The organism is Prescottella equi (assembly GCF_002094305.1).
In the GTDB taxonomy this organism is placed as follows: Bacteria; Actinomycetota; Actinomycetes; order Mycobacteriales; family Mycobacteriaceae; genus Prescottella; species Prescottella equi.
Genome location: NZ_LWTX01000002.1, coordinates 535,710 through 561,747, shown reverse-complemented (window position 1 = coordinate 561,747; position 26,038 = coordinate 535,710). Strand labels below are relative to the sequence as shown.

Annotated in this window: 25 protein-coding genes; 11 read left to right on the top strand and 14 right to left on the bottom strand. The window is 68.3% G+C overall.

The genetic code is table 11. The features are described from left to right. Positions 1-6 precede the first annotated feature (6 nt). The 4 genes from cydB (at position 7) to A6I89_RS08265 (ending at position 5,479) form a co-directional block, all read left to right on the top strand. Positions 7-1,029 carry a cytochrome d ubiquinol oxidase subunit II gene (gene cydB / locus A6I89_RS08280; protein ID WP_022594227.1) on the top strand — a complete coding sequence of 341 codons (1,023 nt, stop codon included), beginning with the start codon at positions 7-9 and terminating at the stop codon, positions 1,027-1,029. Then, a complete protein-coding gene (gene cydD / locus A6I89_RS08275) occupies positions 1,026-2,765 on the top strand; it encodes a thiol reductant ABC exporter subunit CydD (RefSeq protein ID WP_022594228.1) in 1,740 nt (579 codons plus the stop codon). The genes cydB and cydD overlap by 4 nt, the downstream gene beginning before the upstream one ends. Next, complete coding sequence (gene cydC, locus A6I89_RS08270) at positions 2,755-4,482, top strand: thiol reductant ABC exporter subunit CydC (protein WP_022594229.1); 1,728 nt, start codon at positions 2,755-2,757, stop codon at positions 4,480-4,482. The genes cydD and cydC overlap by 11 nt, the downstream gene beginning before the upstream one ends. A 280-nt stretch (positions 4,483-4,762) precedes the next feature. Beyond that, complete coding sequence (locus A6I89_RS08265; protein WP_013414960.1) at positions 4,763-5,479, top strand: hypothetical protein; 717 nt, start codon at positions 4,763-4,765, stop codon at positions 5,477-5,479. A 355-nt stretch (positions 5,480-5,834) separates the two neighbouring features. On the opposite strand, the gene A6I89_RS08260 is transcribed toward A6I89_RS08265, so the two are convergent. Then, a complete protein-coding gene (locus tag A6I89_RS08260; protein ID WP_013414961.1) occupies positions 5,835-6,533 on the bottom strand; it encodes a heme-binding beta-barrel domain-containing protein in 699 nt (232 codons plus the stop codon). A 264-nt stretch (positions 6,534-6,797) separates the two neighbouring features. Here A6I89_RS08260 and A6I89_RS08255 point away from each other — a divergent pair, with 264 nt between their 5' ends. Continuing rightward, on the top strand, positions 6,798-8,024 hold the full coding sequence (locus A6I89_RS08255; RefSeq protein WP_044990556.1) for a cutinase family protein: 1,227 nt from the start codon (positions 6,798-6,800) through the stop codon (positions 8,022-8,024). Positions 8,025-8,086: 62 nt separating this feature from the next. On the opposite strand, the gene A6I89_RS08250 is transcribed toward A6I89_RS08255, so the two are convergent. The 6 genes from A6I89_RS08250 to A6I89_RS08230 form a co-directional block, all read right to left on the bottom strand. Next, positions 8,087-8,392, bottom strand: coding sequence for a DUF1416 domain-containing protein (locus A6I89_RS08250; protein WP_005515371.1), 306 nt, complete (start codon positions 8,390-8,392; stop codon positions 8,087-8,089). Between the two features lie 5 nt (positions 8,393-8,397). Continuing rightward, positions 8,398-9,231, bottom strand: a complete 834-nt coding sequence (locus A6I89_RS08245; RefSeq protein ID WP_005515369.1) for a sulfurtransferase — start codon at positions 9,229-9,231, stop codon at positions 8,398-8,400. A 101-nt stretch (positions 9,232-9,332) separates the two neighbouring features. Then, on the bottom strand, positions 9,333-9,806 hold the full coding sequence (locus A6I89_RS08240) for a DUF4395 domain-containing protein (RefSeq protein WP_005515368.1): 474 nt from the start codon (positions 9,804-9,806) through the stop codon (positions 9,333-9,335). A gap of 143 nt (positions 9,807-9,949) precedes the next feature. Then, positions 9,950-10,036: a putative leader peptide gene (locus A6I89_RS25085; RefSeq protein WP_350317252.1), complete on the bottom strand. Its 87-nt coding sequence runs from the start codon at positions 10,034-10,036 to the stop codon at positions 9,950-9,952. 22 nt (positions 10,037-10,058) lie between these two features. Continuing rightward, positions 10,059-10,532 carry a thioredoxin family protein gene (locus A6I89_RS08235; protein WP_005515367.1) on the bottom strand — a complete coding sequence of 158 codons (474 nt, stop codon included), beginning with the start codon at positions 10,530-10,532 and terminating at the stop codon, positions 10,059-10,061. After that, entirely contained in the window at positions 10,529-11,314 is a 786-nt protein-coding gene (locus A6I89_RS08230; protein ID WP_037085655.1) for an LmeA family phospholipid-binding protein, read from the bottom strand. Before A6I89_RS08230 ends, A6I89_RS08235 begins: the two co-directional genes overlap by 4 nt. A gap of 141 nt (positions 11,315-11,455) precedes the next feature. Between A6I89_RS08230 and A6I89_RS08225 the strand changes: the two genes are divergently transcribed. The 6 genes from A6I89_RS08225 (at position 11,456) to pstB (ending at position 17,347) form a co-directional block, all read left to right on the top strand. Then, entirely contained in the window at positions 11,456-12,217 is a 762-nt protein-coding gene (locus tag A6I89_RS08225) for a winged helix-turn-helix transcriptional regulator (protein WP_005515365.1), read from the top strand. Continuing rightward, the gene (gene mshD / locus A6I89_RS08220) at positions 12,218-13,126 is read left to right on the top strand and encodes a mycothiol synthase (RefSeq protein WP_022594231.1); all 909 of its coding nucleotides are present in this window, start codon (positions 12,218-12,220) and stop codon (positions 13,124-13,126) included. It begins immediately after the preceding gene. Positions 13,127-13,331: 205 nt separating this feature from the next. Continuing rightward, positions 13,332-14,459: a phosphate ABC transporter substrate-binding protein PstS gene (gene pstS, locus A6I89_RS08215; protein ID WP_022594233.1), complete on the top strand. Its 1,128-nt coding sequence runs from the start codon at positions 13,332-13,334 to the stop codon at positions 14,457-14,459. A 58-nt stretch (positions 14,460-14,517) separates the two neighbouring features. Continuing rightward, the gene (pstC, locus tag A6I89_RS08210; protein WP_005515357.1) at positions 14,518-15,567 is read left to right on the top strand and encodes a phosphate ABC transporter permease subunit PstC; all 1,050 of its coding nucleotides are present in this window, start codon (positions 14,518-14,520) and stop codon (positions 15,565-15,567) included. A gap of 3 nt (positions 15,568-15,570) precedes the next feature. Continuing rightward, positions 15,571-16,476, top strand: a complete 906-nt coding sequence (gene pstA, locus A6I89_RS08205) for a phosphate ABC transporter permease PstA (protein WP_022594235.1) — start codon at positions 15,571-15,573, stop codon at positions 16,474-16,476. A 94-nt stretch (positions 16,477-16,570) separates the two neighbouring features. Then, positions 16,571-17,347 (top strand): phosphate ABC transporter ATP-binding protein PstB, encoded by a 777-nt coding sequence (gene pstB, locus A6I89_RS08200; RefSeq protein WP_005515355.1) that lies wholly within the window; start codon positions 16,571-16,573, stop codon positions 17,345-17,347. Between the two features lie 85 nt (positions 17,348-17,432). Here pstB and A6I89_RS08195 read toward each other — a convergent pair whose 3' ends face one another. The 7 genes from A6I89_RS08195 to A6I89_RS08165 form a co-directional block, all read right to left on the bottom strand. Further along, positions 17,433-18,563: an NDMA-dependent alcohol dehydrogenase gene (locus A6I89_RS08195; protein ID WP_005515354.1), complete on the bottom strand. Its 1,131-nt coding sequence runs from the start codon at positions 18,561-18,563 to the stop codon at positions 17,433-17,435. Positions 18,564-18,841: 278 nt separating this feature from the next. Further along, on the bottom strand, positions 18,842-19,828 hold the full coding sequence (locus A6I89_RS08190; protein WP_022594236.1) for an endonuclease/exonuclease/phosphatase family protein: 987 nt from the start codon (positions 19,826-19,828) through the stop codon (positions 18,842-18,844). Positions 19,829-19,901: 73 nt separating this feature from the next. Continuing rightward, on the bottom strand, positions 19,902-20,591 hold the full coding sequence (phoU, locus tag A6I89_RS08185; RefSeq protein WP_022594237.1) for a phosphate signaling complex protein PhoU: 690 nt from the start codon (positions 20,589-20,591) through the stop codon (positions 19,902-19,904). 82 nt (positions 20,592-20,673) lie between these two features. Then, positions 20,674-22,650: an LCP family protein gene (locus A6I89_RS08180; protein WP_022594238.1), complete on the bottom strand. Its 1,977-nt coding sequence runs from the start codon at positions 22,648-22,650 to the stop codon at positions 20,674-20,676. Positions 22,651-22,779: 129 nt separating this feature from the next. Continuing rightward, a complete protein-coding gene (locus A6I89_RS08175) occupies positions 22,780-23,721 on the bottom strand; it encodes a DUF5996 family protein (RefSeq protein WP_005515350.1) in 942 nt (313 codons plus the stop codon). Between the two features lie 77 nt (positions 23,722-23,798). After that, positions 23,799-24,941, bottom strand: a complete 1,143-nt coding sequence (gene dusB / locus A6I89_RS08170) for a tRNA dihydrouridine synthase DusB (RefSeq protein WP_084978812.1) — start codon at positions 24,939-24,941, stop codon at positions 23,799-23,801. 97 nt (positions 24,942-25,038) lie between these two features. After that, positions 25,039-25,992 carry an acyl-ACP desaturase gene (locus tag A6I89_RS08165; RefSeq protein ID WP_022594240.1) on the bottom strand — a complete coding sequence of 318 codons (954 nt, stop codon included), beginning with the start codon at positions 25,990-25,992 and terminating at the stop codon, positions 25,039-25,041. Positions 25,993-26,038: the final 46 nt, after the last annotated feature.

Sequence of the window (26,038 nt, the reverse complement as noted above, 5' to 3'; positions counted from 1 at the left end):
ACCGACATGGGACTGCAGGAATTCTGGTTCATTCTCATCGCGGTGCTCTTCGTCGGGTACTTCGTGCTCGAGGGATTCGACTACGGCGTCGGGATGCTGCTGCCGGTGCTCGGCAAGACCGAGATCCGCAGACGGGTCGTCATCAACACCATCGGCCCGGTGTGGGACGGCAACGAGGTGTGGTTGATCGTCGGAGGCGGTGCGTTGTTCGCGGCGTTCCCTGACTGGTACGCGACATTGTTCTCGGGCTTCTATCTACCACTGCTGTTGATTCTCGTCGCCCTGATCCTGCGGATCTGCGCCATCGAATGGCGCGGCAAGATCGACGACGACAAGTGGCGATGGCGGGCGGATCTCGGGATCATGATCGGTTCGTGGGTGCCGGCGGTGCTGTGGGGCGTGGCGTTCGCGAACATCGTTCGCGGCGTTGCGATCAACGCGGACAAGAAGGTCACGTCGGGCTTCTTCGATCTCCTCAATCCCTATGCGCTGCTCGGCGGTATCACCACCGGCCTGGTCTTCGCCCTCCACGGTGCGGTGTTCATCGCGCTCAAGACCGCGGACGACGTCCGGATCGACGCCGCGGAACTGGCGAAGAAGCTGGCCATCCCGGCGGTGCCGGTCGCGGGTGGGTTCGTGCTGTGGACCCAGTTGGCCTACGGCAAGGGCTGGACGTGGATCCTGGTCGCGCTCGCCGCGGTGGCGGTGCTCGCGGTCGTCTTCTTCACCCGCTTGGAACGCGAGGGGTGGGCGTTCGTGTTCACCACGCTCGCGATCATCGGCGCGGTCGTGCTGCTGTTCGCTTCGCTGTACCCGAACGTGATGCCGTCCACGATCAGTGAGGCGTACAACCTCACGATTGAGAACGCATCGTCGAGTCCGTACACCCTGAAGGTGATGAGTTGGGCCGCAGTGATTCTGGTGCCCGTCGTGCTCGTCTACCAGGGCTGGACGTACTGGGTGTTCAGCAAGCGGATCTCGACGAAGCACATCCCGCCGTCGATCGGCCTGCCCACGAAGATCGGATGACTATCGAGTCCGATCGCCCCGCCCGCGCGCAACGCCGGGCGGGGCGCGGGGATCGTCGGCGGTCGGGTCCGGTCGATCCGCGGCTGTGGAAGTACTCGGCGTCGGCGCGCGGCTACCTGATCCTCACGGTCGTGCTGTCCGCGGTGAACGTCGCGATGGTGATCGTCTCCGCGGTGCTGATCGGCACGATCCTGGCCGGCGTCATCACGTCCGACAGGCGCAGCATCGCGGACTGGCGAACGGACCTGCTGTGGCTGGCCGCGGCGGTCGTGGTGCGGGTGTCGGCGGCGTGGTTGCACGCCCGCTACGCCCACCGCGCCGCGAACCGCGTCGTCGCCGAACTCGAGGTCGAGGTACTCGAATCAGCGACCAGGATGTCGCCACGGGATCTCGACCCACGGCGCGACGAGATCGCCACGGTCCTCACCCGCGGTATCCGCGGCCTGGCACCGTATCTCACCGGTTACCTGCCGGCGTTGATCCTGGCGGCGACACTCACCCCGGCGACGTTCGTCGTGATCGCTCTGCAGGACCTCACGGCGGCGATGATCGTGGTGATCACGCTGCCGCTCATCCCGGTGTTCATGATCCTCATCGGTCTGCTCACCAAGGGGAAGTCGGAGGCGAACCTCGGCGCGATGACCCGGCTCTCCGGTCAGCTGATGGATCTGCTGGCGGGCCTGCCGACACTGCGCGCCCTGGGCCGCGAACACGGTCCGGCTGCGCGGGTGCGGGAACTCGGCGATGCGCACCGCAAGACGACGATGTCGTCGCTGCGGGTCGCGTTCCTGTCGTCGATGGTGCTCGAGATGCTCGCGACGCTGTCGGTGGCGCTGATCGCGGTGAGCATCGGCCTGCGCCTGGTCTTCGGCAACATGGAGCTCGAACCGGGCATCGTGGCGCTCATCCTCGCCCCCGAGGTGTATCTGCCCCTGCGCATGGTGGGCATGCAGTTCCATGCGGCCGAGGACGGTCTCGCCGCCGCCGACAAGGCCTTCGCGGTGATCGACGAGGCCCCCGCTCGTCGGGAGGCGGGAACCGGTTCCGAGGTACCCGCGGACAACTCGGTCGAGCTGGTCGGCGTCAGCGTGCACTCGCGGTCCGGGCTCGCACCGCACCGGCTGGACGTCTCGTGCAGGCCCGGACAGGTGACGGTGCTGACCGGTGCCAACGGCTCCGGGAAATCCACGGCGCTGCAGGTGATCCTGGGTCTCGCCGAGCCTGCCGAGGGCGCGGTGCGGGTGGGCGGCGTCGACGTCGCCCACCTGGACCGGACCCGGTGGTGGGACCGGATCGCATGGCTGCCACAGCATCCGGTGCTGGTGCCGGGCACTCTCGGCGAGAACCTCGCGCTGGTCGGACCGGTGGATCCCGGGTCCGACGCGCTTCACCGCGCCTGTCGAGCAACCGGATTCGACGCGGTCCTCGCCGAGCTCCCACGCGGGTGGGACACCGTCGTCGGGGTCGGTGGCACCGGCCTCTCGCTAGGCCAGCGGCAGCGCCTCGCGCTGACCAGGCTACTGGTGTCGCCGCGCCCGGTGCTGTTGCTCGACGAGCCCACCGCGCACCTCGACGACGACACCGAACGCACCGTGCTGACTTCCCTGCGCGATCTCGCCGGGGAGGGCCGCACCGTCGTGGTGGTCGGCCACCGGCCGACCGTGCTCGCGGCGGGCGACCGGGTGGTCCGGGTGGAGGCGCAGCAGGAAGTCGGGGCGCAGCAACATGAATCGTGATCTGGTGCGGGCGATCCGCCTGCTCGACCTCGAACCGCGCCGGGTCCTGGCCGCAATCGCCGCCGGCGTCGCAACGCTCGGTAGCGCACTCGCGCTGGCGGCGCTGTCGGCGTGGTTGATCACCAGGGCATGGCAGATGCCGCCGGTCCTGGACCTCACCGTCGCGGTGGTCGCGGTGCGAGCGCTGGGCATCTCCCGGGGCCTCTTCCGCTACCTCGAGCGCCTCGCGACGCACGACGCCGCGCTGCGTGGCACGACGTCGGCGCGGACCATGATCTACCGGCGTCTCGCCGACGGCGACCCCGCGGCAGCAGCGGGGCTGCGCCGCGGCGACCTGCTGGCTCGCACCGGCGCCGACGTCGACGCGCTCGGCGACGTGGTCATCCGGGCGCTGGTACCGATCGCGGTCGCCGTCGTGATGTCCTTGTCCGCAGTGATTCTGTTGGGGCTGATCTCTCCGGCCGGGGCGCTCGTTCTCGCCGTCGCGCTCGCGGTGTCCGGGATTCTGGCGCCGTGGCTGTCGGCGCGCGCGGCGCGTCTCGCGGAATCCGAGAGTGCCGCGGCGACGGCACTGTTCAGCGAGACTGCCGTCACCGCGTTGGACCATGCGGCCGAACTGCGCGTGGCCGGACGCCTCGACGACGTAGTCGCGCGAGCGGAGGCCGCCGACGACGAGGCGGTCCGCGCCGCGGACCGGGCGGCGAAACCGGCGGCGTTCGCTGCCGCCGCCACGCCCCTCGCGATCGGCGCGAGCGTGCTCGGCTCCCTGCTCATCGGCATCACGTTGTACGGGACGGACGGCGGCGCGCCGGGCGCGATGACTCCGATGTCGTTGGCGATTCTCGTGCTGGTCCCGCTCGCAGCTTTCGAGGCGACCGGTGCGCTTCCGGCCGCCGCCGTCGCTCTGACCCGCGCCCGGATCGCGTCCACCCGGATTCTCGAGCTGCTCGACCGGGCGGGCGAGGCCCAGCCCGGCGGCAGCCTCACGCCGCCCGATCCGGCCGACGTGCGCGCCCGGGACCTGCGTTGCGGCTGGCCCGACGGCGACAAGGTGACCGCACCGCTCGACCTCGATCTGCCGCCGGGCGCACGCATCGCAGTGGTCGGGGGCAGCGGCGCGGGCAAGACCACACTGTTGATGACGGTGGCGGGACTGCTGCCGCCGGTCAGCGGAACCGTGACCGTCGACGATGTCCCGCTCGCCGACTTCCGGCCGGACGATCTGCGGCGCGAGATCGGGTTCTTCGCCGAGGACGCGCACCTGTTCGACACGTCGGTGCTCGAGAACCTGAGGGTTGCCCGGGGTGATCTGACCGAGGACGACGCTCTCTCGGCGCTACGGGCCGTCGGACTGGGGGAGTGGGTCACACGCCTGCCGCGGGGGGTGCACACGTCGCTGGGTGGTGGTGCGCGCGCCATCTCGGGTGGCCAGCGCCGCCGTTTGCTGTTGGCCCGGGCACTCGTCTCGCCGGCCCGGATACTGCTGCTCGACGAGCCGACCGAGCACCTCGACGCGTCCGACGGCGCGCAGATCCTGCGCGAGCTGCTCGACCGCAACGGCTCGCTCGTCGACGCCGCTCGGACTCTGGTGCTCGTCACGCACCAGTTGCCCGCCGATGCACTTCCGGATCGGATCGTCACCGTGGGTGAGGCGCCCGCCGACGCGGGCGACGGTGTCAGTCCGGGTGAACCGATGGGTGCCTCGCAGGGGCCCTGACCACGGGCGATGTGAACTGCACCGCGCGGCCGTCTGTGTTGCAACACGTTCTAGTGATCCCGTGATCGTTCGTGCGTTCCTTCGCGTTACGGGCGGCGATTCGTCGAAAAGTGCCCCCGACCTCGGTGCTAGTTTTCTGGACGTACGTCCGAATTACTAGCTACTATGTGATCGACTTCACGACGAAATAGGCAACTCGACCGAGTTGCGCACTCGATACTGAAACGCGTTCTACCTTCCCCCTCAGGCTGGCCCCCCAACCCACTGAACGGAGCTGTTCATGTCACGTCGCTCGCTACGACACGCCGTCGCCGCCACCGCCTCGATGGCGATCCTCGCCGCCGGCGTCACCGTCGGACTCGGAGCCTCCACGGCGCAGGCCGCGCCGGCGTGTGCGACCAAGCAGTCGGTCACCGACAGTTGGGCGGGCTCCTTCGGGACGCCGTACACGGTGAGCAAGGAGATCGTCGGTGACGGCACCGCCGCTCCCGGGCACACCGTCACCTACCTCACCAAGGTCTCCGGCTCGGGCGCGCTCGTCAACGAGATCCGCGACTTCCATCCGGCGGGCTTCCAGCTCGTGAAGGCCCGCCTGAACGTGAAGTGGGTTCTCGGCGGTCAGCAGTGGGACGACGTGACCGGCACGGTCGTCCGCGGCAACAATTCCGTCAAGGCCACGGGCGCCGGTTGGACCACGGCGGGCGGCGGAGTCATCGCCCTGGAGACCACGTACAAGGTTCCGGACGACGCCGTGGTCGGCAGCAAGCTGGACAGCGGCGCCGGCACCAACATCCTGCTCGCCGCCGGCGATTGGAACATCAACCCGATGGGCGTCTGTGTCACGGTCCGTCAGCCGAACCCGGTGGAGGCCGGTTCGGGCAGCCTCGAGGACCTGGGCATCGGTGGCCAGGTCTTCGGATCGCTGACCGACCCGCAGGGTTCGATCTCCAACGTGGTCGGCGGAATCCTGGGCAACGTGCTCGGCAACATGAGCTAGTACCCGTCCCACCCGAACCACACGCGAGCCCCGTCCCGGCACTGTCCGGGCGGGGCTCGTTCGCTGCGTGAAACACGTCACCGGATAATCCGTTGCCGAGCGCTTCCGTCGAGCGTAGCTTCGGGTCTACACGAGGAAGGAGGTGGTCTGAAGTTGAATGACAAACGGACACGTGAGGTGGCTGTCCGCTAGCCACGATGCTTTTCGGGTTCACTGACCGCAGCGCGGCTGGCGAATCCCAGACAGCTACCCGACCCCCGAGCCCTCCGGCCACGTCCAGGCCGGAACTCCACGAACGACGAACCCCCCGGGCTTCGTCACGTGGACGGGCCCGGGGGTCGCTGTCGTTCGGGGGTCAGCCGATGTAACGCTGGAGTCGTGCCGAGAAGCGCGGGGCGAGAGGCCCGTCGGCGACGACGCGCTCTTCGACGTACGCCAGATCGCCGCCCTCCACGATGCCGTACAGACGCTTGGCGCCGCCGATGAGTTCGCCGGACTCGCTACGGATCACGACGTCGGTGGCGAGTTCCCACGACGACTGCGTGAGGGCCTGGCCGTAGAACAGTTCGACGACACCGGACGAGTGCGTGAGGAGGAGCTCTACTACTTCCTCCTTGGTGCTACCGGGGATACCGTCGCCGGCGACGCGCCAGTAGCCGCTCTCGCGCTGATCGGGGCCGACATAGGCGCCGTCCGCGTCCAGACGCCACGTGCGGGACTCCCAGACCAGGTAGTTGCCACCGTCGTGCGACACGACGATCTGCTGGCCGAACGGGTAGTCGTCGCCGCTCTCCGCATCGTGACCCTCGCCCTCGCCCCGCCACACGCCGACGAGCGGCAGGAGCGCGAGCATTCCCGGGTTGAGGTCCGGCCCGAGCCGCAGATTCGCGGTGTCCTCGGGCAGGGGGAGATCGGGCAGTGTCGGGATGTTGCGACCCGCCGTTTCCTTCGCACGCTCTTCTGCAGCCGCGACCGCCCGGTCGCCGCTGCCACGAACTACGTGCGACTCGGTGTCGTCAGGCTGCGAACCGCCTGCGCCGGGATCCTGATTCACGGCTTGTCGGTGACCAGCCGGTACACGACGTACAGCGAGAACCAGGTGATCAGGATGGCGGCAAGTACCAGGAGAACCTCGAAGAAGATGACCACGGGCTCATCTTAGACCGCGCCCCCGCGGCGTTCGAAATCGGACGGGACCGTGCCGCCGGGTGAATCGATCCGGCCGAATCGAGCTCGACGCCCGTTAGGCGGGAGTACGGTGCTCCCGGATCGCCAACGGAACAAGATCAGCACTGGGTGCGAACGTTCGGAGGTGTCGATGGGACGCAGGGTTGAGCGGATGATCGGAACGGCTCTCGGTGGGCTGGTCGCCGCCGCGACCCTGTTCGCGTCCGGCGGTGTCGCGGCGGCGGAAGGGTCGTCGGCGCCGGGGTCGGCCGGGGCGCCCGTCGTCGACCCGAACAACGGCGGTGCGGGGTGCCCCGACCTTCTGGTGGTCGCGGCGTCGGGCGCCGGTGATTCCACCGTGGACCGTGACCCGTTCGCAGACATGAACCAGCTGCCCGGGGCGAACTGGCTGAACCGGATCACCGTGTCGCTCGGCCAGGCGAACCGCGATCAGCCGGGCACGGTGGGGTGGATGTACGTGCCCTATCCGTCGACCTACGGCGTGGGACTGCTGGCGGACGTGCCGACATACCAGGACTCGGTGGCCGCCGGCGTGGCATCGGCGAACCGGATACTCGACGAGAAGAAGGCGCAGTGCGGCGCCGCGACCCGGTTCGTCCTGCTCGGCTACAGCGTCGGCGCCGAGATCACCGAACGGGTCGCCCGGGACATCGGCCACCGGGACGCGTCGGCAGCCGTGACTGCCGACGACATCGCAGGCGTCGCGCTCGTCGGAGACCCCTACCGCCCGGCCGGGACGCCGTCGCTCGGCGAGTCCGGGCCGGCCGGCGGGGGCTTCATGGCGTCCGAGCCGGCCGATTACGGCGCGCTCGCCGGCCGGATCCTCTACGACTGCCGTCCGATGGACATCGCGTGTGACGCCCCGCCGGACATCGCGCTGCTCGAACTCGCGCTCGGTGTGCTCGGACAGGTGCGGTTCACGATCGTGAACCCGGTGCAGACGTTCGCCGACTTCGGTCGCGTGGCATCCGACATGTCGGCGCGCGCGATCGCCCATATCGTCACCCGCGAGGACTGGTTCACCTCCGACGAGTCGCTGCTCGACGTGCTGCGAACCGTCGCCGACCAGACCTACCGTGACGATGCCGCGATGGCGGCAGCGACACCGGAACGCATTGCGGCACTGGATGCCTGGGCGCGTGGACCGGGGGTCGACGTGGTCCGGGCCAAGCTCGGCGCCGAAGGAGCGGGATTCCTCGAGGACAACCGCGGCATCGTCGATCTCATCGTCAAGCCGTACCTGTTCCTCGGACCGCTCCAGCACGTCCTCTACTGGCTTCCCGGCCCCGCACCGCTCCTCGGCGACAGCGAACGGGTTGCCGAGTGGATCGACGGACTGCCACGCGGTGGCGCCTAGGCGACGAAAGGGGCGCCACTCCGAGTGGAGTGGCGCCCCTTTCGTATCTGGTGTCGAACGACCTACTTCGCGACCGTCACGTCGACGGCGTAGACGCCGGCGCTGTCCGGGGTGATCGTCACGTCGCCGTTGCCGGTGCTCGACAGGGCGCGGACCTTCCAGGTGCCGGGCGCGGCGAAGAAGCGGAAGTCGCCGGTCGCGGACGCGACGACCTCGGCGGTGAACTCGTCGGTGCCGTCGAGCAGGCGGACGAACGCGCCACCCACCGGCTGGCCGTCAGCGGCCAGCACGCGGCCGGTGATGACGGTTTCCTTCTCGACGTTCACGCCCGCGGGCAGGGTCTGGGTCTGAACAGGTGCTCCGCACATTTTCCTTATGCTCCCAACTCGATCGGTGCGCCGACCAGCGAGCCGTACTCGACCCAGCTGCCGTCGTAGTTCTTGACGTTCTGCTTACCGAGGATCTCCTGCAGCACGAACCAGGTGTGGCTCGAGCGCTCGCCGATACGGCAGTAGGCGATGGTGTCCTTGGTCTCGTCGAATCCCTTGTCCGCGTAGAGCTTCTCGAGGTCGGCGTCCGACTTGAAGGTGCCGTCCTCGTTGGCGGTGGTGCTCCACGGGATGTTGATGGCGCCGGGGACGTGGCCACGCTGCTGAGCCTGTTCCTGCGGCAGGTGCGCCGGCGCGAGGATCTTGCCCGAGTACTCGTCGGGGGAGCGGACGTCCACCAGGTTCGCGGAACCGATCGCGGCGATCACGTCGTCGCGGAAGGCGCGGATCGAGGTGTCGGGCGCTGCGGCCTTGTACTCGGTGGCCGGGCGGGTGACGGTCTCTTTCGACAGCGGACGGCCGTCGAGCTCCCACTTCTTGCGGCCGCCGTCGATCAGCTTGACGTCCTGGTGGCCGTACAGCTTGAAGTACCAGTACGCGTAGGCCGCGAACCAGTTGTTGTTGCCGCCGTAGAGGACCACGGTGTCGTCGTTCGCGACGCCCTTGGCGGACAGCAGTGCAGAGAACTGCTCCTGGTTCAGGAAGTCGCGGCGGACGCCGTCCTGCAGGTCCTTGCGCCAGTCGAGCTTGATCGCGCCCTCGATGTGGCTGGCGTCGTATGCGGCGGTGTCCTCGTCGACCTCGATGAAGACGGTCTTGGGAGCATCGAGGTTCTGCTCTGCCCAGTCTGCCGAGACCAGGACGTCGGAGCGAGCCATGAAGTGTCCTTTCGATGATGGAGCGCGGGTGTGAATGCGTGGAGCGAGGCGGACGGGACCGGTGCGAGCACGGTCCCGCACGGTGGAGACGGGGTCGGTGGTCAGGCTGCGCTGGGTGTGCCGCCGCGCAGACGCGCGACCAGCGGATAGATCTGGCAGCCGAGGCAGATGCCGAAGGCGGCGTTGAGCAGGGCGGCGAACAGGGCGAACCCGGTCGCGATGCCGCCGACGATGCCCGCGCCGAGCAGGAAGGCAACCGCGCCGACGGCGGCGAAGGTCAGCCCGACGCCCTGCGCGAACCGCAGTGGGGCGACGGGCTCGCGCTCGACCGTCGGGCTCAGCCGCGGCGCGACGAACGCGGCGAAGAGTTGGCCGTACGGGCTGCGGCGCGGTCCGGCGACAGCGCCGATCGCGAACACCACGGCCTGCGCGGTGAGCAGCAGGCCGGCGGCGAGAGTGGAGACGGTCGAGAGCAACAGCACGAGGACGAGGACGCCGGTCGTGACCCACGCGGCGAAGCGCGGACCGCGGACGTCGACCTGCTGGGCCGGGTGCGTGGACGTGGGAGTTGCCATTGTGGGGTGCTCCTGCGGACTACCGATTGTTGACGTGCCGACGTGGAGATGCGGCAGGGACCGGACTCGGGGATTCACCGATCACGGACGGGGGTCGCAGCGAGAGACGCTGGGCGAAGAGAAGAAGACAGCCGTCTGCGTGATCAGCAGCAGGGACAGCAACAACCACCGAGGCGGCACAGATCGACTGCGCGGCGACGGGTGAGCATCAGCTCATGGTTGGCGTACACGTGGTGCAGCGTACCCGGTTTTTCAGGAATTGGGGCGCCCGGTTTCGAGCAGGGGTGCGAGTGCGGTCTCGAGGTCCGGTGCGGACGGCACACCCGAGATGCGGAACCGCTCGGTGAGCGCGCCGTCGAGGATGAACGTCGTGGGCAGCGACAGGACGCCGAGAGTTTTTGCCAGAGCGGGATGTTCGTCGATGTCGACCTCCACCTCGGTGGCGGCCGGGGTGCCGTCGGGGTCCGCCTCGAATCGGGCGAGGACCTGTCCGACCACGCGGCGTACGGCAGCACACGGGCCGCACCAGTCGGCCGAGAAGTGCAGCACGATCGGGCGTCCAGTCGCGGTGACACCGGCGGCCGCGAGCTGCGTCGCCCGCTCGTCGTCGACGGCTGCGGTGGCGGCCGGGGCCGTGGCACGCACCTTGCCGGCGCGGGACTGCAGTATCAGCCCGACGGCCACGGTCGCGGCGATCGCCACGACGAGGATGATCAGCGCGGTCACAGCTGCGCCTGCAGTTCGTCGAGGTTGATGACGAGGTTCTCGCCGGTGCCCTCGACGACGATCTGCGAACCCTGCGCGTACACCTCGGTGGGCATGATGCCGAACGGCAGCGACTGCGGGTCGATCGTCTTGGTGAAGCGGTCGAGCACCTGCTGGCGCAACGGGGCCGGCACCGTGAACTCGGCCTCGCCCTCGGGGCCGAAGTTGAAGTCGGTGGCCACGATCATCAGCTGCTCGCCCCGCAGTACCAGGTCGGCCTGCACACTCACCGTGGTCTGCAGCGGACCGACCGGAACCGTGCCGGTGAGGACGATGCCGCCGTCGTCGGTGGTCGAACCCGATCCGCCGGAACCACCGGTGCCGTCGGACTTGCTCGCCGGCGGAGCGGAAACCTGCAGGTCCGGGATGCCGAGGAACTTGCCGAGGTCGGTGGCGTCGATCTTCATCCGGCCGTCGAGGTAATCCACCGGGACGGTCTGCACCGAGCCGTCGAGCAGCGCGGACGCCGGGACGACCACTCCCTTCAGGGACGCCTCGATCGTGACCTCTCCGATCATGTCGGCCTCGACCTGCTGCGCCCGGATCTCGACGTTGTCGTACTTCCCGTTCCACGCCTGTGTGAGGAAGGGGAATCCGTGGATGGTCACCTCGGGGTCCGCGTTGAGCGAGCCGCCCTCCCGCAGCGCGCGCGAAACCCGGAACTCGGAGTAGGCGGCGGCGCCGAAATCGACGACGACGGCGAGTCCGACGAGGCACACCAGGCCGATGATGAGTTTGCGCACCTCACCATTCTTACCGAGTCCGTCGGGCACCGGTGCGACGGTCCTGCCTGACCTCGCGCTAATCTGTCCCCGAAACATGAACGTCGGTCCACTCGGTGTCGGCCCCTGCGTCGGCACTCGCGACGCAGAGAGGGAGGTTGAGTGGAGCTGCTGCTTCTGACCTCCGACCCCAATCCCGATACGGTGCTGCCCTCGTTGGCATTGCTGTCCCATTCCGTGCGCCCCGCTCCGACAGAGGTTTCGTCGCTGCTCGAGGCCGGCGCCGCGGATGTGGCACTCGTCGACGCCCGTAGCGACCTGGCCGCAGCCCGCGGCCTGTGCCGACTACTCGGCAGCACAGGATCGGCGATTCCGGTCGTGGCCGTACTCACCGAGGGCGGCCTTGTCGCGGTGAACTCCGACTGGGGGCTCGACGACATCCTGTTGCCGTCGACCGGGCCCGCGGAACTCGACGCGCGACTGCGGTTGCTGGTCGGCCGCAACGGCGGGGTGGCCAGTCCCGAGGCCACCGGCAAGATCACGCTCGGAGAGCTCGTGATCGACGAGGGGACGTACACCGCGCGACTGCGGGGACGTCCCCTCGATTTGACTTACAAGGAGTTCGAGCTCCTGAAGTACCTCGCACAGCACGCCGGCCGGGTCTTCACCCGCGCCCAGTTGCTGCAGGAGGTGTGGGGTTACGACTTCTTCGGTGGCACCCGAACCGTCGACGTCCACGTGCGACGACTACGCGCCAAGCTCGGCTCCGAGTACGAGTCGCTGATCGGCACCGTCCGCAACGTCGGTTACAAGGCGGTCCGCCCGGCGCGGAACGCCGGCCGGGGCGGACCCGTCGGCGATGCGGGCGAGGCGGAGGACACCGACGACACGGATCTCACCCCTACCAACGGATCGGCGTACTAGATGACCGTGCAGCAGCTCGACTGGATCGATTCACCGCCGGTCGAGGCGGTTCGGGCGATGATTGCCCGTGCCACCGTGGCCGACGGCACCGCGCCGATCTCGGAACAGGCGGTGCATGCGCTGGCGGCCGACGGTCCGTCCCGACACCTGGTCTGCACGGTGGAAAACCGTCCGGTGGGCTACGCGCACCTCGAGCCCGGCCACGGGGACCATCCCGCCATGGCGGAGGTCGTGGTGGACCCGGCCGAGCGCGGGGCCGGTGTCGGTGGCCGACTGGTGGCCGCGGTACTCGAGGCGGGCGGACCCGGCACTCGGGTGTGGGCGCACGGCAACCTGCCTGCCGCGGTCGCGGTCGCGCGGCGGCTCGGTCTCACCGGCGCCCGGGAACTGCTGCAGCTGCGTCGCTCGCTCGCAACCCCGGACCTGCCCGACGTCGTGGTGCCGGACGGCGTCACGCTGCGGACCTACCGTGGACCCGAGGACGACGCGGAGTTGCTGCGCGTCAACGCGGCCGCCTTCGCGTGGCACCCCGAGCAGGGGACGTGGACGCAGCGCGAGATCGACGAGCGTCGCGCCGAGCCGTGGTTCGATCCCGCGGGGCTGTTCCTGGCCTTCCCGTCGGAAGGGGACACGAATCGTCTCCTAGGCTTCCACTGGACCAAGGTGCACGCGCCCGAGAACGGCGACCCCGCGCTGGGGGAGGTGTACGTGGTCGGCATCGACCCCGACGCGCAGGGCCGGGGCCTGGGCCGAGTGCTCACGCTCGCCGGCCTGCACCATCTGCGCGACCGTGGGCTGGGCACCGTGCTGCTGTACGTCGAGGGCGACAACACCGCCGCGCTGCACACGTACGAGCGCCTCGGATTCGAGCGGTTCCACGTGGACGTCGCCTACGCCGCACAGCCCTGACCTGGCCGTTCGGCCGGTGTGACCCACGTCTCGGTCGAATTCTCGCGGGTGTTCATCTTCCGTTCACCGAACCGGGTCCCGTTGGCTACCGGGCGCCCCTACCTTTCTGGCCTGGGTGACAGAACGTCGCCCGGTGCGGGCTTGCGTCCCGCACCTACCGTGCCGCCCGACCGTGGGCGTGACGCTAGACCAGCGGAGGACCAGGGTGAATCTCGACCGCAAGGGCGCACTGCTCGGAGTGGTAGCTGTGGGTGCCGTGACGGCGATGTCGCTGACCGCGTGCGGCAGCGACAACAACGCCGCGTCGTCGACCGTCGACACGTCGGCGTCCACGGCCCTGTGCGACGGCAAGGACAAGCTCTCCGGCGCCGGATCGTCTGCGCAGAAGAACGCGATGGACGAGTTCACCTCGACCTACATCGCGGCCTGCCAGCAGAAGGGCAAGAGCGTCAACGTCGCGTACAACCCCAGCGGCTCCGGTGACGGCCGCACGCAGTTCATCGCCAACCAGATCGACTTCGCCGGCTCCGACTCGGCGATCAAGGGTGAGCAGGCCGAGCAGGCCAAGCAGCGTTGCCAGGGCAACGACGCCTGGAATCTGCCGCTCGTGTTCGGTCCGGTCGCGATCGCCTACAACCTCGACGGCGTCGACGGACTCGTCCTGAACGGCGAGACCATCGCCAAGATCTTCAACGGCGGCATCACCAACTGGAACGACCCGGCCATCGCCGCGCTGAACTCCGGCGTGAAGCTCCCCGACGAGAAGATCAGCCCCATCGTGCGCTCGGATTCCTCCGGCACCAGCGACAACTTCCAGCAGTACCTCGAGGCCTCGTCGAAGGGTGCCTGGACGCAGGGTGCCGGTTCCGACTTCAAGGGTGGCGTCGGTGAGGGCGCGAAGGGCTCGGCGGGCGTCGCTCAGGCCGTCGCGTCGGCTCCCGGTTCGATCACGTACGTCGAGAAGTCGTTCGCCGATCAGCAGAAGCTGCCGGCCGCGCAGATCGACACCGGTTCCGGCCCGGTGGAGCTGACGCAGGAGACCGCGTCGAAGGCCATCGCGAACGCGTCGTTCAAGGGCTCGGGCACCGGTGACCTCACGCTCGACCTGAAGTCGATCTACGGCACCCAGGAAGCCGGCGCCTACCCGCTGGTTCTCGCCACCTACGAGATCGTCTGCTCCAAGGGCTACGACGAGGCCACGGGCAACGCGGTGAAGTCGTTCCTCACCAGCGCCGCGAACGAGGGACAGCAGACGCTGGCCGACCAGGGTTACGTGCCGCTGCCGGAGTCGTTCCGCGCCAAGATCAACGAGTCGATCTCCGCGATCGCCTGATCGGAACGATCGTCCGACGGACCGCCCATCTATATTCAGACGGAGAATGTGAGCGCAGATGACTGACGCGAGCACAAGGTCGACACCACGCGCCTCCGACCCCGCGGACGGCGGGGCCGGGGTGGGCGGTCCGCACGGTAACCCGGAGGCCCCGATCACTACCCCACAGGCCACGAAGAACAAGACGGTCACCCGTCCCGGCGACCGGATCTTCGGATCACTCGCATCGGGATCGGCGGTCTTCATCACGCTGCTGGTAGCTGCGGTCGGCATTTTCCTGATCTGGCGTGCAGTCCCCGCGCTGCAGCGCAACGAGGTCAACTTCCTCACCAGCCGGGTGTGGGACACCGACAACATCAACGCGATGGCGTTCGGCGTCCTGGACCTGTTGCTGGTCACGGTGATGGTGTCGGTGTTCGCGCTGGTGCTGGCGATGCCGGTGGCGCTCGGTATCGCGATCTTCCTCACCGAGTACGCGCCGAAGAAGCTGTCCCGGCCGCTCGCGTACGTGATCGACCTGCTCGCCGCGGTGCCGTCGATCGTCTACGGCCTGTGGGGGCTGCTGGTGTTCGCTCCGGCCATCGCACCGCTCGCGGTGTGGCTCAACGAGCATCTCGGATGGATTCCCATCTTCGCCGACGGCAGCGGCTCCATCCGCGGTGGCGGCACCATCTTCACGGCCGGCATCGTGCTCGCGGTGATGATCCTGCCGGTGATCACCGCGGTGACCCGCGAGGTGTTCGCCCAGACACCCAAGGCGCACGTCGAGGCCGCGCTCGCGCTCGGCGCCACCCGTTGGGAAGTGGTGCGCACCACGGTCATTCCGTTCGGCAAGTCCGGCTACATCAGCGGCTCGATGCTCGGTCTGGGCCGCGCGCTGGGCGAGACCATGGCGCTGTACATGATCCTGCGCACCACGTCGCAGGCGTTCAGTGGATCGCTCTTCGACAGCGGTTCGACGATCGCATCGAAGATCGCCCTCGGCTACGCCGAGTTCAACAACAACATCCAGGCGGGTGCCTACATCGCCGCCGGCCTGGTCCTGTTCGTGCTCACCTTCGTGGTCAACGCGGCAGCGCGTGCCGCGATCGCCGGAAAGCGGGACTGACCGATGACCAGCGTCCTCGACAAGCCGATCAAGGCGCCCGCCTTCCAGGGTGTCGGATTCCGCCGCCGCTCCACCGATCTCACCGCCACGGTGCTGGTGACCCTGTCCGTCCTCATCGCGCTCGTGCCGCTCGTGTGGGTGCTGTGGACGGTGGTGGTCAAGGGCATCAGTGCCATCATGTCGCAGACGTGGTTCACCCATTCGCTGAGCGGATTGTCGGCCTCGGCCGAGGGCGGCGGCATCTACCACGCCCTCATCGGGACGCTGATGCAGGGACTCGTCTGCGCCGCGCTGTCCGTCCCGCTCGGTTTGTTCGTCGCGGTCTATCTCGTGGAGTACTCGGGTAATTCGCGGCTCGGCAAGCTCACCACGTTCATGGTCGACATCCTCTCCGGTGTCCCGTCGATCGTCGCGGCCCTGTTCATCTACGCGCTGTGGATCGCGACGTTCGGCTTCCCCAAGTCGGCGTTCGCAGTGTCGCTCGCACTGGTGCTGCTGATGGTTCCGGTCGTGGTCCGCAGCACCGAGGAGATGCTGCGGATCGTGCCGGACGACCTGCGCGAGGCGTCGTACGCGCTGGGCGTGCCCAAGTGGAAGACCATCGCCCGCATCGTCGTTCCGACCGCCCTGCCCGGCATCATCACCGGCGTCATGCTGGCCCTGGCCCGCGTCCTCGGTGAGACCGCGCCGCTGCTGATCCTGGTGGGCTACGCGCCGTTCATCAACTTCAACCTGTTCGGTGGAGAGATGGGGACGCTGCCGGGCGTGATGGTCGCGGAGATGAACAACCCCACCGACGCCGGCTCCAACCGGATCTGGGGCGCGGCCCTGACCTTGATCCTCCTCATCGCGGTCCTCAACATCATCGCGAAGGTGATCGGCCACTTCACCACGGTGCGCAACAAGTGAGCACCGAACAAGCGGCGATCGGCGCAATCGCCGCAACCCCAGAACCTCATAAGCACATACTCGAGCTGACGCTCGCACCAGTAGGGAGCCGATAATGGCCAAGCGTCTGGATCTCAAGGACGTCAACATCTACTACGGCAAGTTCCACGCCGTCGCCGATGTCGGGCTGTCGGTGCCCCCGCGCAGCGTCACCGCGTTCATCGGCCCGTCGGGCTGTGGCAAGTCGACGGTGCTGCGTTCACTCAACCGCATGCACGAGGTCACCCCGGGCGCCCGCGTCGAGGGCTCCGTGCTGCTCGACGGCGAGGACATCTACGGCTCGTCGGTCGACCCGGTCGGCGTCCGCAAGACCATCGGCATGGTGTTCCAGCGGCCCAACCCGTTCCCCACGATGTCGATCCGCGACAACGTGGTCGCCGGGCTCAAGCTGCAGGGCATGCGCGACAAGAAGAAGCTCGACGAGATCGCCGAGCAGTCGCTGCGCGGAGCGAACCTGTGGAACGAGGTCAAGGACCGCCTCGACAAGCCGGGCGGCGGTCTCTCGGGTGGTCAGCAGCAGCGTCTGTGCATCGCTCGCGCGATCGCGGTCTCGCCGGACGTTCTGCTGATGGACGAGCCGTGCTCGGCGCTGGATCCGATCTCGACGCTCGCGATCGAGGATCTCATCACCGAACTGAAGAAGGACTTCACGATCGTCATCGTCACGCACAACATGCAGCAGGCTGCGCGCGTGAGCGACCAGACGGCGTTCTTCAACCTCGAGGCCACCGGCAAGCCGGGCCGGCTCATCGAGATCGACGACACCGAGAAGATCTTCTCCAATCCCACCCAGAAGGCGACCGAGGACTACATCTCGGGCCGTTTCGGCTGATCTGCTTCCACGACGAGGCCCGGTGCTTATCGACGCACCGGGCCTCGTCGTGTCCCGCTCGTACGGTCGTTCGCGTCAGGTCGGTTCAGCTCCGATCGGCGTCCGTGTACCGGATCACGCCGCGAATGTTCCTGCCCTCCAGCATGTCCTGGTAGCCGTCGTTGATCTCTTCGAGCCGGTAGGTCTTGGTGATGAGATCGTCGAGGTTCAGCTTGCCGGAGTGGTACATCGACAGCAGTGACGGGATGTCCTTGCGAGGGTTGGCCCCGCCGAAGATCGTGCCGCACAGCTGCTTCTGCAGCATCGACAGCTGGAACAGGCTGAGTCGGGTATCCATGTCGGTGACCGAGGCCAGGCCGATGACGACGCACCTTCCGCCCTTGGCGGTCAGGATCATCGCCGGCTCGATGTCCTCGCCGTGCACCACGCCCATCGCCAGCATCACCTTGTCGGCCATGCGGCCCCAGGTGATCTCCATGACCGGCTCGATGGCTTCCGCCATGGAGGCGAACGTGTGGGTGGCGCCGAAGCGCTTGGCCTGGTCCCGATGGAACTCGACCGGGTCGATCGCGATGATCCGCTCGGCGCCGGCCGCTGCCGCGGCCTGAACCGCATTGATGCCGATGCCGCCGACGCCGGCGACGATCACGGTTTCACCCGGGCGGACGTCCGCGATGTTGACGGCCGATCCCCATCCGGTGGTGACACCGCAGCCGACGAGAGCCGCCGCCTCCAGCGAGATGTACGGCTCGATCTTCACCACCGAGAACTGGTTCACGGTCACGTACGGCGAGAACGTGCCCAGCAGGCACATCGGGATGACGTCCTTCCCTCGCGCCTGCACGCGGTGGGTGCCGTCGGAGATGGCCTGCCCGGTGAGCAGATACATGCCGAGGTCGCAGAGATTCTGGTGGCCCGTGGAACATTGGGCGCACTGGCCGCAGGCGGGGATGAAGGAGAGCACCACGTGATCACCCTCCGCCAGCCCCTTGACGCCCGGGCCCACCTTGCTGATCACGCCCGCACCCTCGTGCCCGCCGAGCGCGGGGAAGCTCGGCAGCGCGATGTCGCCGGTGACGAGGTGGTGGTCCGAGTGGCACAGGCCCGACGCGGCCAGTTCCACCTGGACCTCGCCCTCGCGGGGATCGCCGAGGTCGATCTCCTCGACCGACCACGGTTCGTCGAGCCCCCACAGAATTGCGCCCTTGGTCTTCATGTTGCGGATTCCCCTCTACGAGACGACGTTGCGATGACGAACTTCGAAGTGAGTGCTGCACATGGATCTGCGGTCGAGTGGTGGACCGACCACGCTCGGAATGCTCACACAATGGCACTCGCTGGACGGCGTGTCAACGAAATCCGTGACGCCCGCGGCGGTAGACATGTCGGTACCGGAATGTCGTGCACGCGGGTGCGTCAGACGTTTGACCGGCGTCCGTTCGTTCTGTCGATTGCTTTGGCGGGGAGGGGATCTGGCCGGACGGGGAACGGAACTTACGAGCCGTCGGTGCGCAGCCGGACGTCGACGAGCAGGCCGTGATGGTCGGATCCGACGATGTCGATGCGTTCCAGATCCGTCGCAACGGCACCCTTGGTGATGACGCGGTCGATCCCGGTGACGGCCGGATACCAGCGCGCCGCCGGCATCGTCGGAACCAGCCCGGCGCCCAACTGATCGGCCGTGTCGGCGTAACCGTCGGTGAGCAGCGCGCGGTACTGCGGCTGGGTGTAGCTCGCGTTGAAGTCACCGCTGACGACGACGTTGTCGCGCCCGGCGAACGAGCGCATCTCGTCGTGGATGCCGCGCAGTTCGGCCGCCCACAGCTGCGCCGGGAACAGATACGCGGGTGCGGGGTGAACCGCCAACAGCGTCAGCGGTTCCCGCAGCCCGACGTCGATGTCCGCGGTGAGGTTCACCGAGAAGAAGTCGGGCAGGTTGTGGGTGTTCGACAGCGGGAATCGGCTGTAGACCCCGCCGCCCTGGCCGCCCGGACCGTACGACACCACGAATCGGTGGGGCAGTACGTCGTCGAGTCCCGCTCGTTCCAGCGCCTCGATCGACTCGTCGGTCAGCTCCTGCACGGTCAGGATGTCGACGTCCCGGTCGCGGACCGTCCGCACGAGTGCATCCGGATCGGCCTGGCCCACCTTGACGTTTGCCTGCATGACGCGAACGGTGGGGCCGGTGGCAGACGCGGGGGACACGCCGTCTGCTCCGGGGATGAACAGCGGTGCGAGCAGCCAGGTCCCCAGAGCGCACACGGCAAGGCAGGCGGCGGACGCACGCCATCGCCGGCCCACGGTGGCGACGATCGCGCCGAACAACGTCAGCAGCAGCAGGGACGGCGTCCGGCCCGCCAGCAGGACGACGAACCGGTTCTCCACCGGGACGGTCGACGCGAGCAGGCCCACCGTCCCGTACAGGGCGCACAACACTCCGACGATGCCGGTCGATCGCTCGAGGTGTGGAGGCAGGCGCACGTGTCGATCATGCCCTGTCCGACGCGAAGCGCCCGCCGGGAAGGAATCCCGACGGGCGCTCGGTGTCCGTTCGCTACAGCTCCGGATAGGTGGTGAGGTCGTCGGACTCGTTGCTGGGCTCGACGGGCATCTTGCCGGTGACGAGGAAGATCACCCGGCGCGCGACCTCGACGGTGTGGTCGGCGAAGCGCTCGTAGAAGCGGCCGAGGAGGGTCACGTCGACGGCGGCAGCGACACCGTGCTTCCATTCACGGTCCATGAGCACGCTGAACAGGTGGCGGTGGAGGTCGTCCATCGCGTCGTCCTCTTCGTGCATCTTCGCGGCACGTTCGGGGTCGCGGGTCTCGAGGACCTCCTTGGCGCCCGCGCCGAGCGCGACGGCGATGCGGCCCATCTCGGCGAAGTACCCGTTGACCTCCTCGGGGAGGACGTGGTTGGGGTGCCGACGGCGGGTGATCTTGGCGACGTGCAGCGCGAGAACACCCATGCGGTCGATGTCCGAGACGATCTGGATGCCGCTGACCACCGATCGGAGATCCCCGGCCACCGGGGCCTGCAGCGCGAGCAGCGCGAAAGCCCGCTCCTCGGCGATGACGCTCAGCTCGGTGATCTTCTCGTGCTCGCCGATGACCTGCTCAGCGAGCCCGAGGTCCGCCTGCAGGAGTGCCTGGGTTGCCTTCTCCATGGCCGCTCCGGCCAAGCCCGCCATCTCGCCGAGGGTGTCGGCGAGCTCGGTCATCTGTTCGTTGTAAGCGACGCGCATGAGGTCACAGCCTACGGCGTGCCGGAAACCAAGTCACCACGGTCGGGTGAACGGCGGGTGAATGACCGGGACAGTTCCGGGCTCAGGCGCAGGGGTTGTCGGTGGCGTTCGTGACGGCCAGGTCGGCGGGCAGTTCGGCGTCCTCCTCGACGGAGATGCGCGTCGGACCGGAGTCGACGGGCGTGCCGGGTGCGGCCGGTGCGGTGAGCGTGCCGTCGAACTCGGTGCCGAGCACCACCTCGACGATGCTGCCCAGCCCCGACGTCGACTCGAGCACGGCGCCCGGTATCGCCGACGCGAGAGTCGCGGCCTCGGCCTCGAGGCCGGGGGCGAAGCGCACGATCGTCTGGCGGCTGGTCGAGCTGTAGTTGCCGACGCTGTAGATGCCGAAGCCGTAGGCGGCGAGCCGATCGGCCGTGCCGGCGGCCAGGCCGGAGACCCCGGAGCCGTTGGAGACCTGCACCGACAGCTCCTCGGGGGCCGACGCGAGTTCGGTGATGTCCGGTGCGGGCGCCGGCGTGGTCTCCTTCTTGTCGCCGGACGTGCGCTCCTCACCGGGCAGCGGCTGGTCGTCGATGATGGCCTGGAAGATCGCCTTGATGTCGTCGAGTCGCGGGATCTCGTTGCCCCAGTCGTTGGTGCCGGCGGTGGGGACGGTGATGAAGGTGACCGCTCCGGCATCGACGTTGCGCAGTGACTGCCCGAGCGTCAGCAGCGACCGGGTGTCGACGCCCTCGACGAACGTGGCACGGGTGAAGGCGTTGATGAAGCCGTTGAGTTTGCCCGGATCGAACAGCACCTTGCTCGACATCGCCTCGCGCAGCAGCGCCGACAGGAACAGCTGCTGCCGCTTGATCCGGCCGTAGTCGCCGTTGCCCTCGGCCTCCACGTGGCGGGCACGGACGTAGTCGAGGGCCTTGCGACCGTCCAGCGTCTGGTTGCCGGCAACGGGCAGGACGTTGCCGAGTTCGCCGTCGATCAACGGCTGCGGGATGCACACGTTCACGCCGCCGACCGTGTCGACCATGCTCTCGAAGCCCGCGAAGTCCATGCCGACGAAGTGCTTGATCTGCAGTCCGGACATCTTCTGGATGACCTTCACGAGGCACTTCGGTCCGCCGAGCGCGTAGGTCGCGTTGAGCTTGTCGCCGTCCGCGGCCGGGTACGTCTCGTCGGTGTAGGTGCCGGTGTCGTTGTCCCAGGCCTGGCACACCGGACGCTCGACGTCCAGGTCGCGGGGGAACGAGACCGCGACGACGCGGCTGCGGTCGGCCGGCACATGGACCAGCATCACGGTGTCGGAGCGGGCGCCCTCGGCGTCCTCGACGGTGCCGGCGCCGATCGCGCCGGACGCGCCGGCACGGGTGTCGGTACCGACGATCAGGTAGTTCTCGTCGCCCATCTGACCGCCGGGGTCGACGATGTCCGCGGAGTCGGTGTCGAGTGCGGCGATCTGCGAGAAGCGGCCCTCGGCGGAGCGGAGGTAACCCCACACCGTTCCGGTCGCGAGCAACGCCATGACGGCGACGAAGGCGACCATCGACCGCCCGACAACGAGCGCCTTGCGGCGCTTACGGGTCTTGTTCTCGGCGAGGCGGGAGCGGTTGGGGGTGCCGACCGCTTGCGGGGACGCCGTCGTGACGGCCTGCTCGACCCAGTTGGGTTCCTCCGGTTCCGGCGCGTGGCCGGACCAGGAGTCGGCGGGTGGCGCGTCGGTGACGGCGGGAATGATCTCGGTGGCTTCGGCATCGAAGCCGGGAGGGGACTGCACCTCCGGTTCGGCGATCCCGGGCGCCTCGTCGATCTCGTCGCCGTCCTCGGCCTCGTCCGGCCGCGCTCGGCGGCCCCCCGAGGCGACGGGGGCGGTGCGCCCCATCTTCTGCATGAGTTCGGCGACGGACAGCTGCTCGCTGGGGTCGTCGTCCAGGGCCCGGCGACCGGACTCGCCGTCGCGGCGGCGGTGACCGGTCGCTTCGCGATAGTCGGGGTCGGCGATTGGGCGTTCCCAGGGGGCCCGGCCTTCCGGCGCGGCGTGACCGGGATTGTGCTCGTCACCCACCTGTTCGCCCTGACCTCTCCGCCTCCAAAAAAGATACCGTCGCTCGACGACGTCGCAATGATACTGATCGACGCCCTCCGGGGCATCAGTGCGCGGTGGGGAAGTTCGGCATCGCCGGTATCGGAAAGATCAGTGGCGGCTGTCCCAGCGGTGCGGATCGCACTCGAGTGCGGCCCGGTCCCACCCGCCCCGATCGGCGGCCGCAGCGTAGGTGGTCTGCAGAAATTGCTGCAGCGTGGCGTCGGGGTCCGCAGCGGTGCGGACAGTCTCGTAAGGCAGCAGGAACTGGCGGAAATCCGGGCTGTAGAACGCCTGCCCGGGCGCTACCGGGTAGTCCGCGAAGCCGTCCGGCTCGGGATACGCGTACGCGTAGAACGCGCCCTCCTCGCCGCCGCCCGGCCAGAAACCACAGCTCGACAGCTCCCGCGAGTACCCCTCGACCATCACCCAGTCGCCGCAGTTGGGGGCGCCACCCGGATGCGGGGGAGCGGCCCGTCCGGAGAACCGGGTGCACGCCAAGTCGAACGAACCCCAGAAGAAGTGCACCGGGCTGACCTTGCCGATGAAGTACGACCGGAACATGTGCAGGCCGCGATCGGCCTGGATGAGCTGCTTCCAGAACAGGCTCACGGCAGCGGGGTCGTACGAGTCGTGGACCGTGTCCTCCGCGAACGGGACGGCGTCGGGCACCTCGTTGGGCGTCGGCTGGATGTGCGTCTCGATGCCCAGCTCGTCGAGGATCCGCAGGACGCGCGCGTAGAAATCTGCCACCGGCATCGGTTCGAGCGGAAACTCGCGATGCGCGCCGCTGCTGTCGCGGATCGCCAGCCGGTGGCCGGACAGGTCGAACTCGATCTCGAACACACGGGTGCGGTACGGGATCGCCGACGTCGTCAGTCCCCGCGCACTCACGTACAGCGGCACCTGCCACCAGTGATTGACCAGCGGAGTGTGCGCCATGCGGACCTTCCCGACGATCTGCGTCCACATGTGCAGGGTGTCGCGGGTGGGCTGCCAGTCGTCGACCCGCAGTGCGGGCCAGGGGTCCGAAACTGCTGGGGAAGCGGCCACGACGTCTACCTCCGGAAGAATCCTCGAGGAACTGCAGGCTTCTTCGGAGTGTAGGCGCGGGCTACCCGCGGCCGGGGCTATCCGCCGGAATGCATGACGTCGGCGCCGGCCGGGACGAGCGTGTCCTCCGGGTCGTCGAGCCAGCCGTCGGGGAGGGCGACGGTGCCGGGCGAGCCCTGTCGACCACGCGGGCCCTCGGCGTCCTTGGGGAACGGCACCGTCGGATCGAGCTGGCCGAGGAACCCCTCGAGTTCGGCCAGGGACGACACCCGGGCCATGCCGTTCCGCAGCTCGGAGCCGGCCGGGAAGCCTCGCATGTACCAGGCGATGTGCTTGCGCATCTCGCGCATGCCCTTGTCCTCCCCGTGATGATCGGCGAGCAGTCGCCCGTGCCGCATCATGATCGCGGCGACCTCGCCGAGGTTCGGCGGGACCGGCATCTCGGTGCCGTTGAGGGCAGCGCTCAGCTCGGCAAACAGCCACGGTCGGCCGAGGCAACCGCGTCCGACCACGACCCCGTCGCAGCCGGTCTCGGACATCATCTTCTCGGCGTCCTCGGCGGCGAAGATGTCGCCGTTACCGAGCACCGGGACGTCGGTGACGTGCTCCTTGAGCCGTGCGATCTCGGACCAGTCGGCCTGGCCGGAGTAGCGCTGGGCGGCGGTTCGGCCGTGCAGCGCGACGGCAGCGGCCCCCTCCGCGGCGGCGATCCGGCCGGCGTCGAGGTGGGTGTGGTGTTCGGCGTCGATGCCGACCCGCATCTTCACGGTGACGGGGATGTCGGTGCCCTCGGTCGCCTTCACCGCGGCTGCGACGATCTGTCCGAACAGGCGGCGCTTGTAGGGCAGGGCCGAGCCGCCGCCCTTGCGGGTGACCTTGGGGACCGGGCAGCCGAAGTTCATGTCGATGTGGTCGGCGAGGTTCTCGTCGACGATCATCTTCGCCGCCTGGTACGTGATCTCCGGGTCCACCGTGTACAGCTGCAGCGACCGCGGCGTCTCGGTGGGGCCGCACGTGGTCATGTGCATCGTCACCGGATGACGTTCGACGAGCGCGCGGGCGGTCACCATCTCGCACACGTACAGACCCGACGTGCTGCCGGCACGTTCGAGTTCGAGTTCGCGGCACAGCGTGCGGAACGCGACGTTCGTGATGCCCGCCATGGGGGCGAGAACGACGGGGCTGCCCAGCTCGAGCGAACCGATGCGAAGGGGTGACATGAAGACCTCGGGATAATTCTTCGGGAGAAAAGACTGTGCCCGGCACCGAATCCGGTACCGGGCACAGGATAGCTGCAGCGGAGCAGGTGGCGACCTGTCAGGAGGCCTTCTCCGCGCGCGCGGCGTCCCGCGCGAGCGCGCGGTCGCGCATCTCCTCGAACTTGGTGGCCTGCTTCTCGAGACCCTCGAGGAAGGCGGCGAGTTCCTCGCGGGTGTCCTCGCCGCGTGCGGTGAAGTCGGTGCGTTCGAAGACGTTCCACTTCCGGAGCACCGGCATCACGACCTCTTCGAGATGTTGACGCAGGTCGTAGATGCCGTGCTTGGCCATCAGCACGCCGTTGCGGCGGAAGTTCGGCATACCCGCGCCGGGCATCTGGAAGTTCTTGATGACATCGGTCACGGCGCGCAGGGTCTGGTCCGGCGCCACGTCCATACCGGCACCACAGATGTTGCGGTAGAAGATCATGTGCAGGTTCTCGTCCGCGGCGATGCGCTGGAGCATCTTGTCGGCGATCGGGTCCTGGCAGGCCTTGCCGGTGTTGCGGTGCGAGACGCGCGTCGCCAGTTCCTGGAACGTGACGTAGGCGACCGAGGTCAGCAGACCCGAGTGCGGGCCACCGGGGGCCGTGTAGCCGTTGGTCATGTGGACCATGCGGGCGTTCTCGAGTTCCACGGGGTCGACGCCGCGCGTGACGACGAGGTAGTCGCGCATCACGATGCCGTGCCGGTTCTCCTCGGCGGTCCAACGGCCGACCCACGTACCCCACGCGCCGTCCTGCGAGAAGTTCTCCGCGATTTCGCGGTGGTACGACGGCAGGTTGTCCTCGGTCAGCAGGTTGGTGATCATCGCGGCCTTCGCGACCTCGTCCAGACGGGACTGTTCGGGATCCCAGTCCTCGCCGCCCAACGCCGCGAAGTTCCGACCCTCGTCCCACGGGACGTAATCGTGCGGATGCCAATCCTTTGCCATGGAGAGATGTCGATTGACGTTCTCTTCGGCGACCGGCTGCAGCTCCTGTAGCAGCTCGAGCTGAGTGAGGTCTCTCGACATCGGTATCTGCCTCCGTGAAAGTTGTTGACGCTGAATGCCTGTGGCG

What these genes read in the sequence shown, in the direction of transcription:
- cydB (WP_022594227.1), top strand. Translation starts at nt 7, where the DNA reads ATGGGACTGCAGGAATTCTGGTTCATTCTCATCGCGGTGCTCTTCGTC.
- cydD (WP_022594228.1), top strand. Translation starts at nt 1,026, where the DNA reads ATGACTATCGAGTCCGATCGCCCCGCCCGCGCGCAACGCCGGGCGGGG.
- cydC (WP_022594229.1), top strand. Translation starts at nt 2,755, where the DNA reads ATGAATCGTGATCTGGTGCGGGCGATCCGCCTGCTCGACCTCGAACCG.
- A6I89_RS08265 (WP_013414960.1), top strand. Translation starts at nt 4,763, where the DNA reads ATGTCACGTCGCTCGCTACGACACGCCGTCGCCGCCACCGCCTCGATG.
- A6I89_RS08255 (WP_044990556.1), top strand. Translation starts at nt 6,798, where the DNA reads ATGGGACGCAGGGTTGAGCGGATGATCGGAACGGCTCTCGGTGGGCTG.
- A6I89_RS08250 (WP_005515371.1), bottom strand. Translation starts at nt 8,392, where the DNA reads ATGTGCGGAGCACCTGTTCAGACCCAGACCCTGCCCGCGGGCGTGAAC.
- A6I89_RS08245 (WP_005515369.1), bottom strand. Translation starts at nt 9,231, where the DNA reads ATGGCTCGCTCCGACGTCCTGGTCTCGGCAGACTGGGCAGAGCAGAAC.
- A6I89_RS08240 (WP_005515368.1), bottom strand. Translation starts at nt 9,806, where the DNA reads ATGGCAACTCCCACGTCCACGCACCCGGCCCAGCAGGTCGACGTCCGC.
- mshD (WP_022594231.1), top strand. Translation starts at nt 12,218, where the DNA reads ATGACCGTGCAGCAGCTCGACTGGATCGATTCACCGCCGGTCGAGGCG.
- pstC (WP_005515357.1), top strand. Translation starts at nt 14,518, where the DNA reads ATGACTGACGCGAGCACAAGGTCGACACCACGCGCCTCCGACCCCGCG.
- pstA (WP_022594235.1), top strand. Translation starts at nt 15,571, where the DNA reads ATGACCAGCGTCCTCGACAAGCCGATCAAGGCGCCCGCCTTCCAGGGT.
- pstB (WP_005515355.1), top strand. Translation starts at nt 16,571, where the DNA reads ATGGCCAAGCGTCTGGATCTCAAGGACGTCAACATCTACTACGGCAAG.
- A6I89_RS08195 (WP_005515354.1), bottom strand. Translation starts at nt 18,563, where the DNA reads ATGAAGACCAAGGGCGCAATTCTGTGGGGGCTCGACGAACCGTGGTCG.
- phoU (WP_022594237.1), bottom strand. Translation starts at nt 20,591, where the DNA reads ATGCGCGTCGCTTACAACGAACAGATGACCGAGCTCGCCGACACCCTC.
- dusB (WP_084978812.1), bottom strand. Translation starts at nt 24,941, where the DNA reads ATGTCACCCCTTCGCATCGGTTCGCTCGAGCTGGGCAGCCCCGTCGTT.
- A6I89_RS08165 (WP_022594240.1), bottom strand. Translation starts at nt 25,992, where the DNA reads ATGTCGAGAGACCTCACTCAGCTCGAGCTGCTACAGGAGCTGCAGCCG.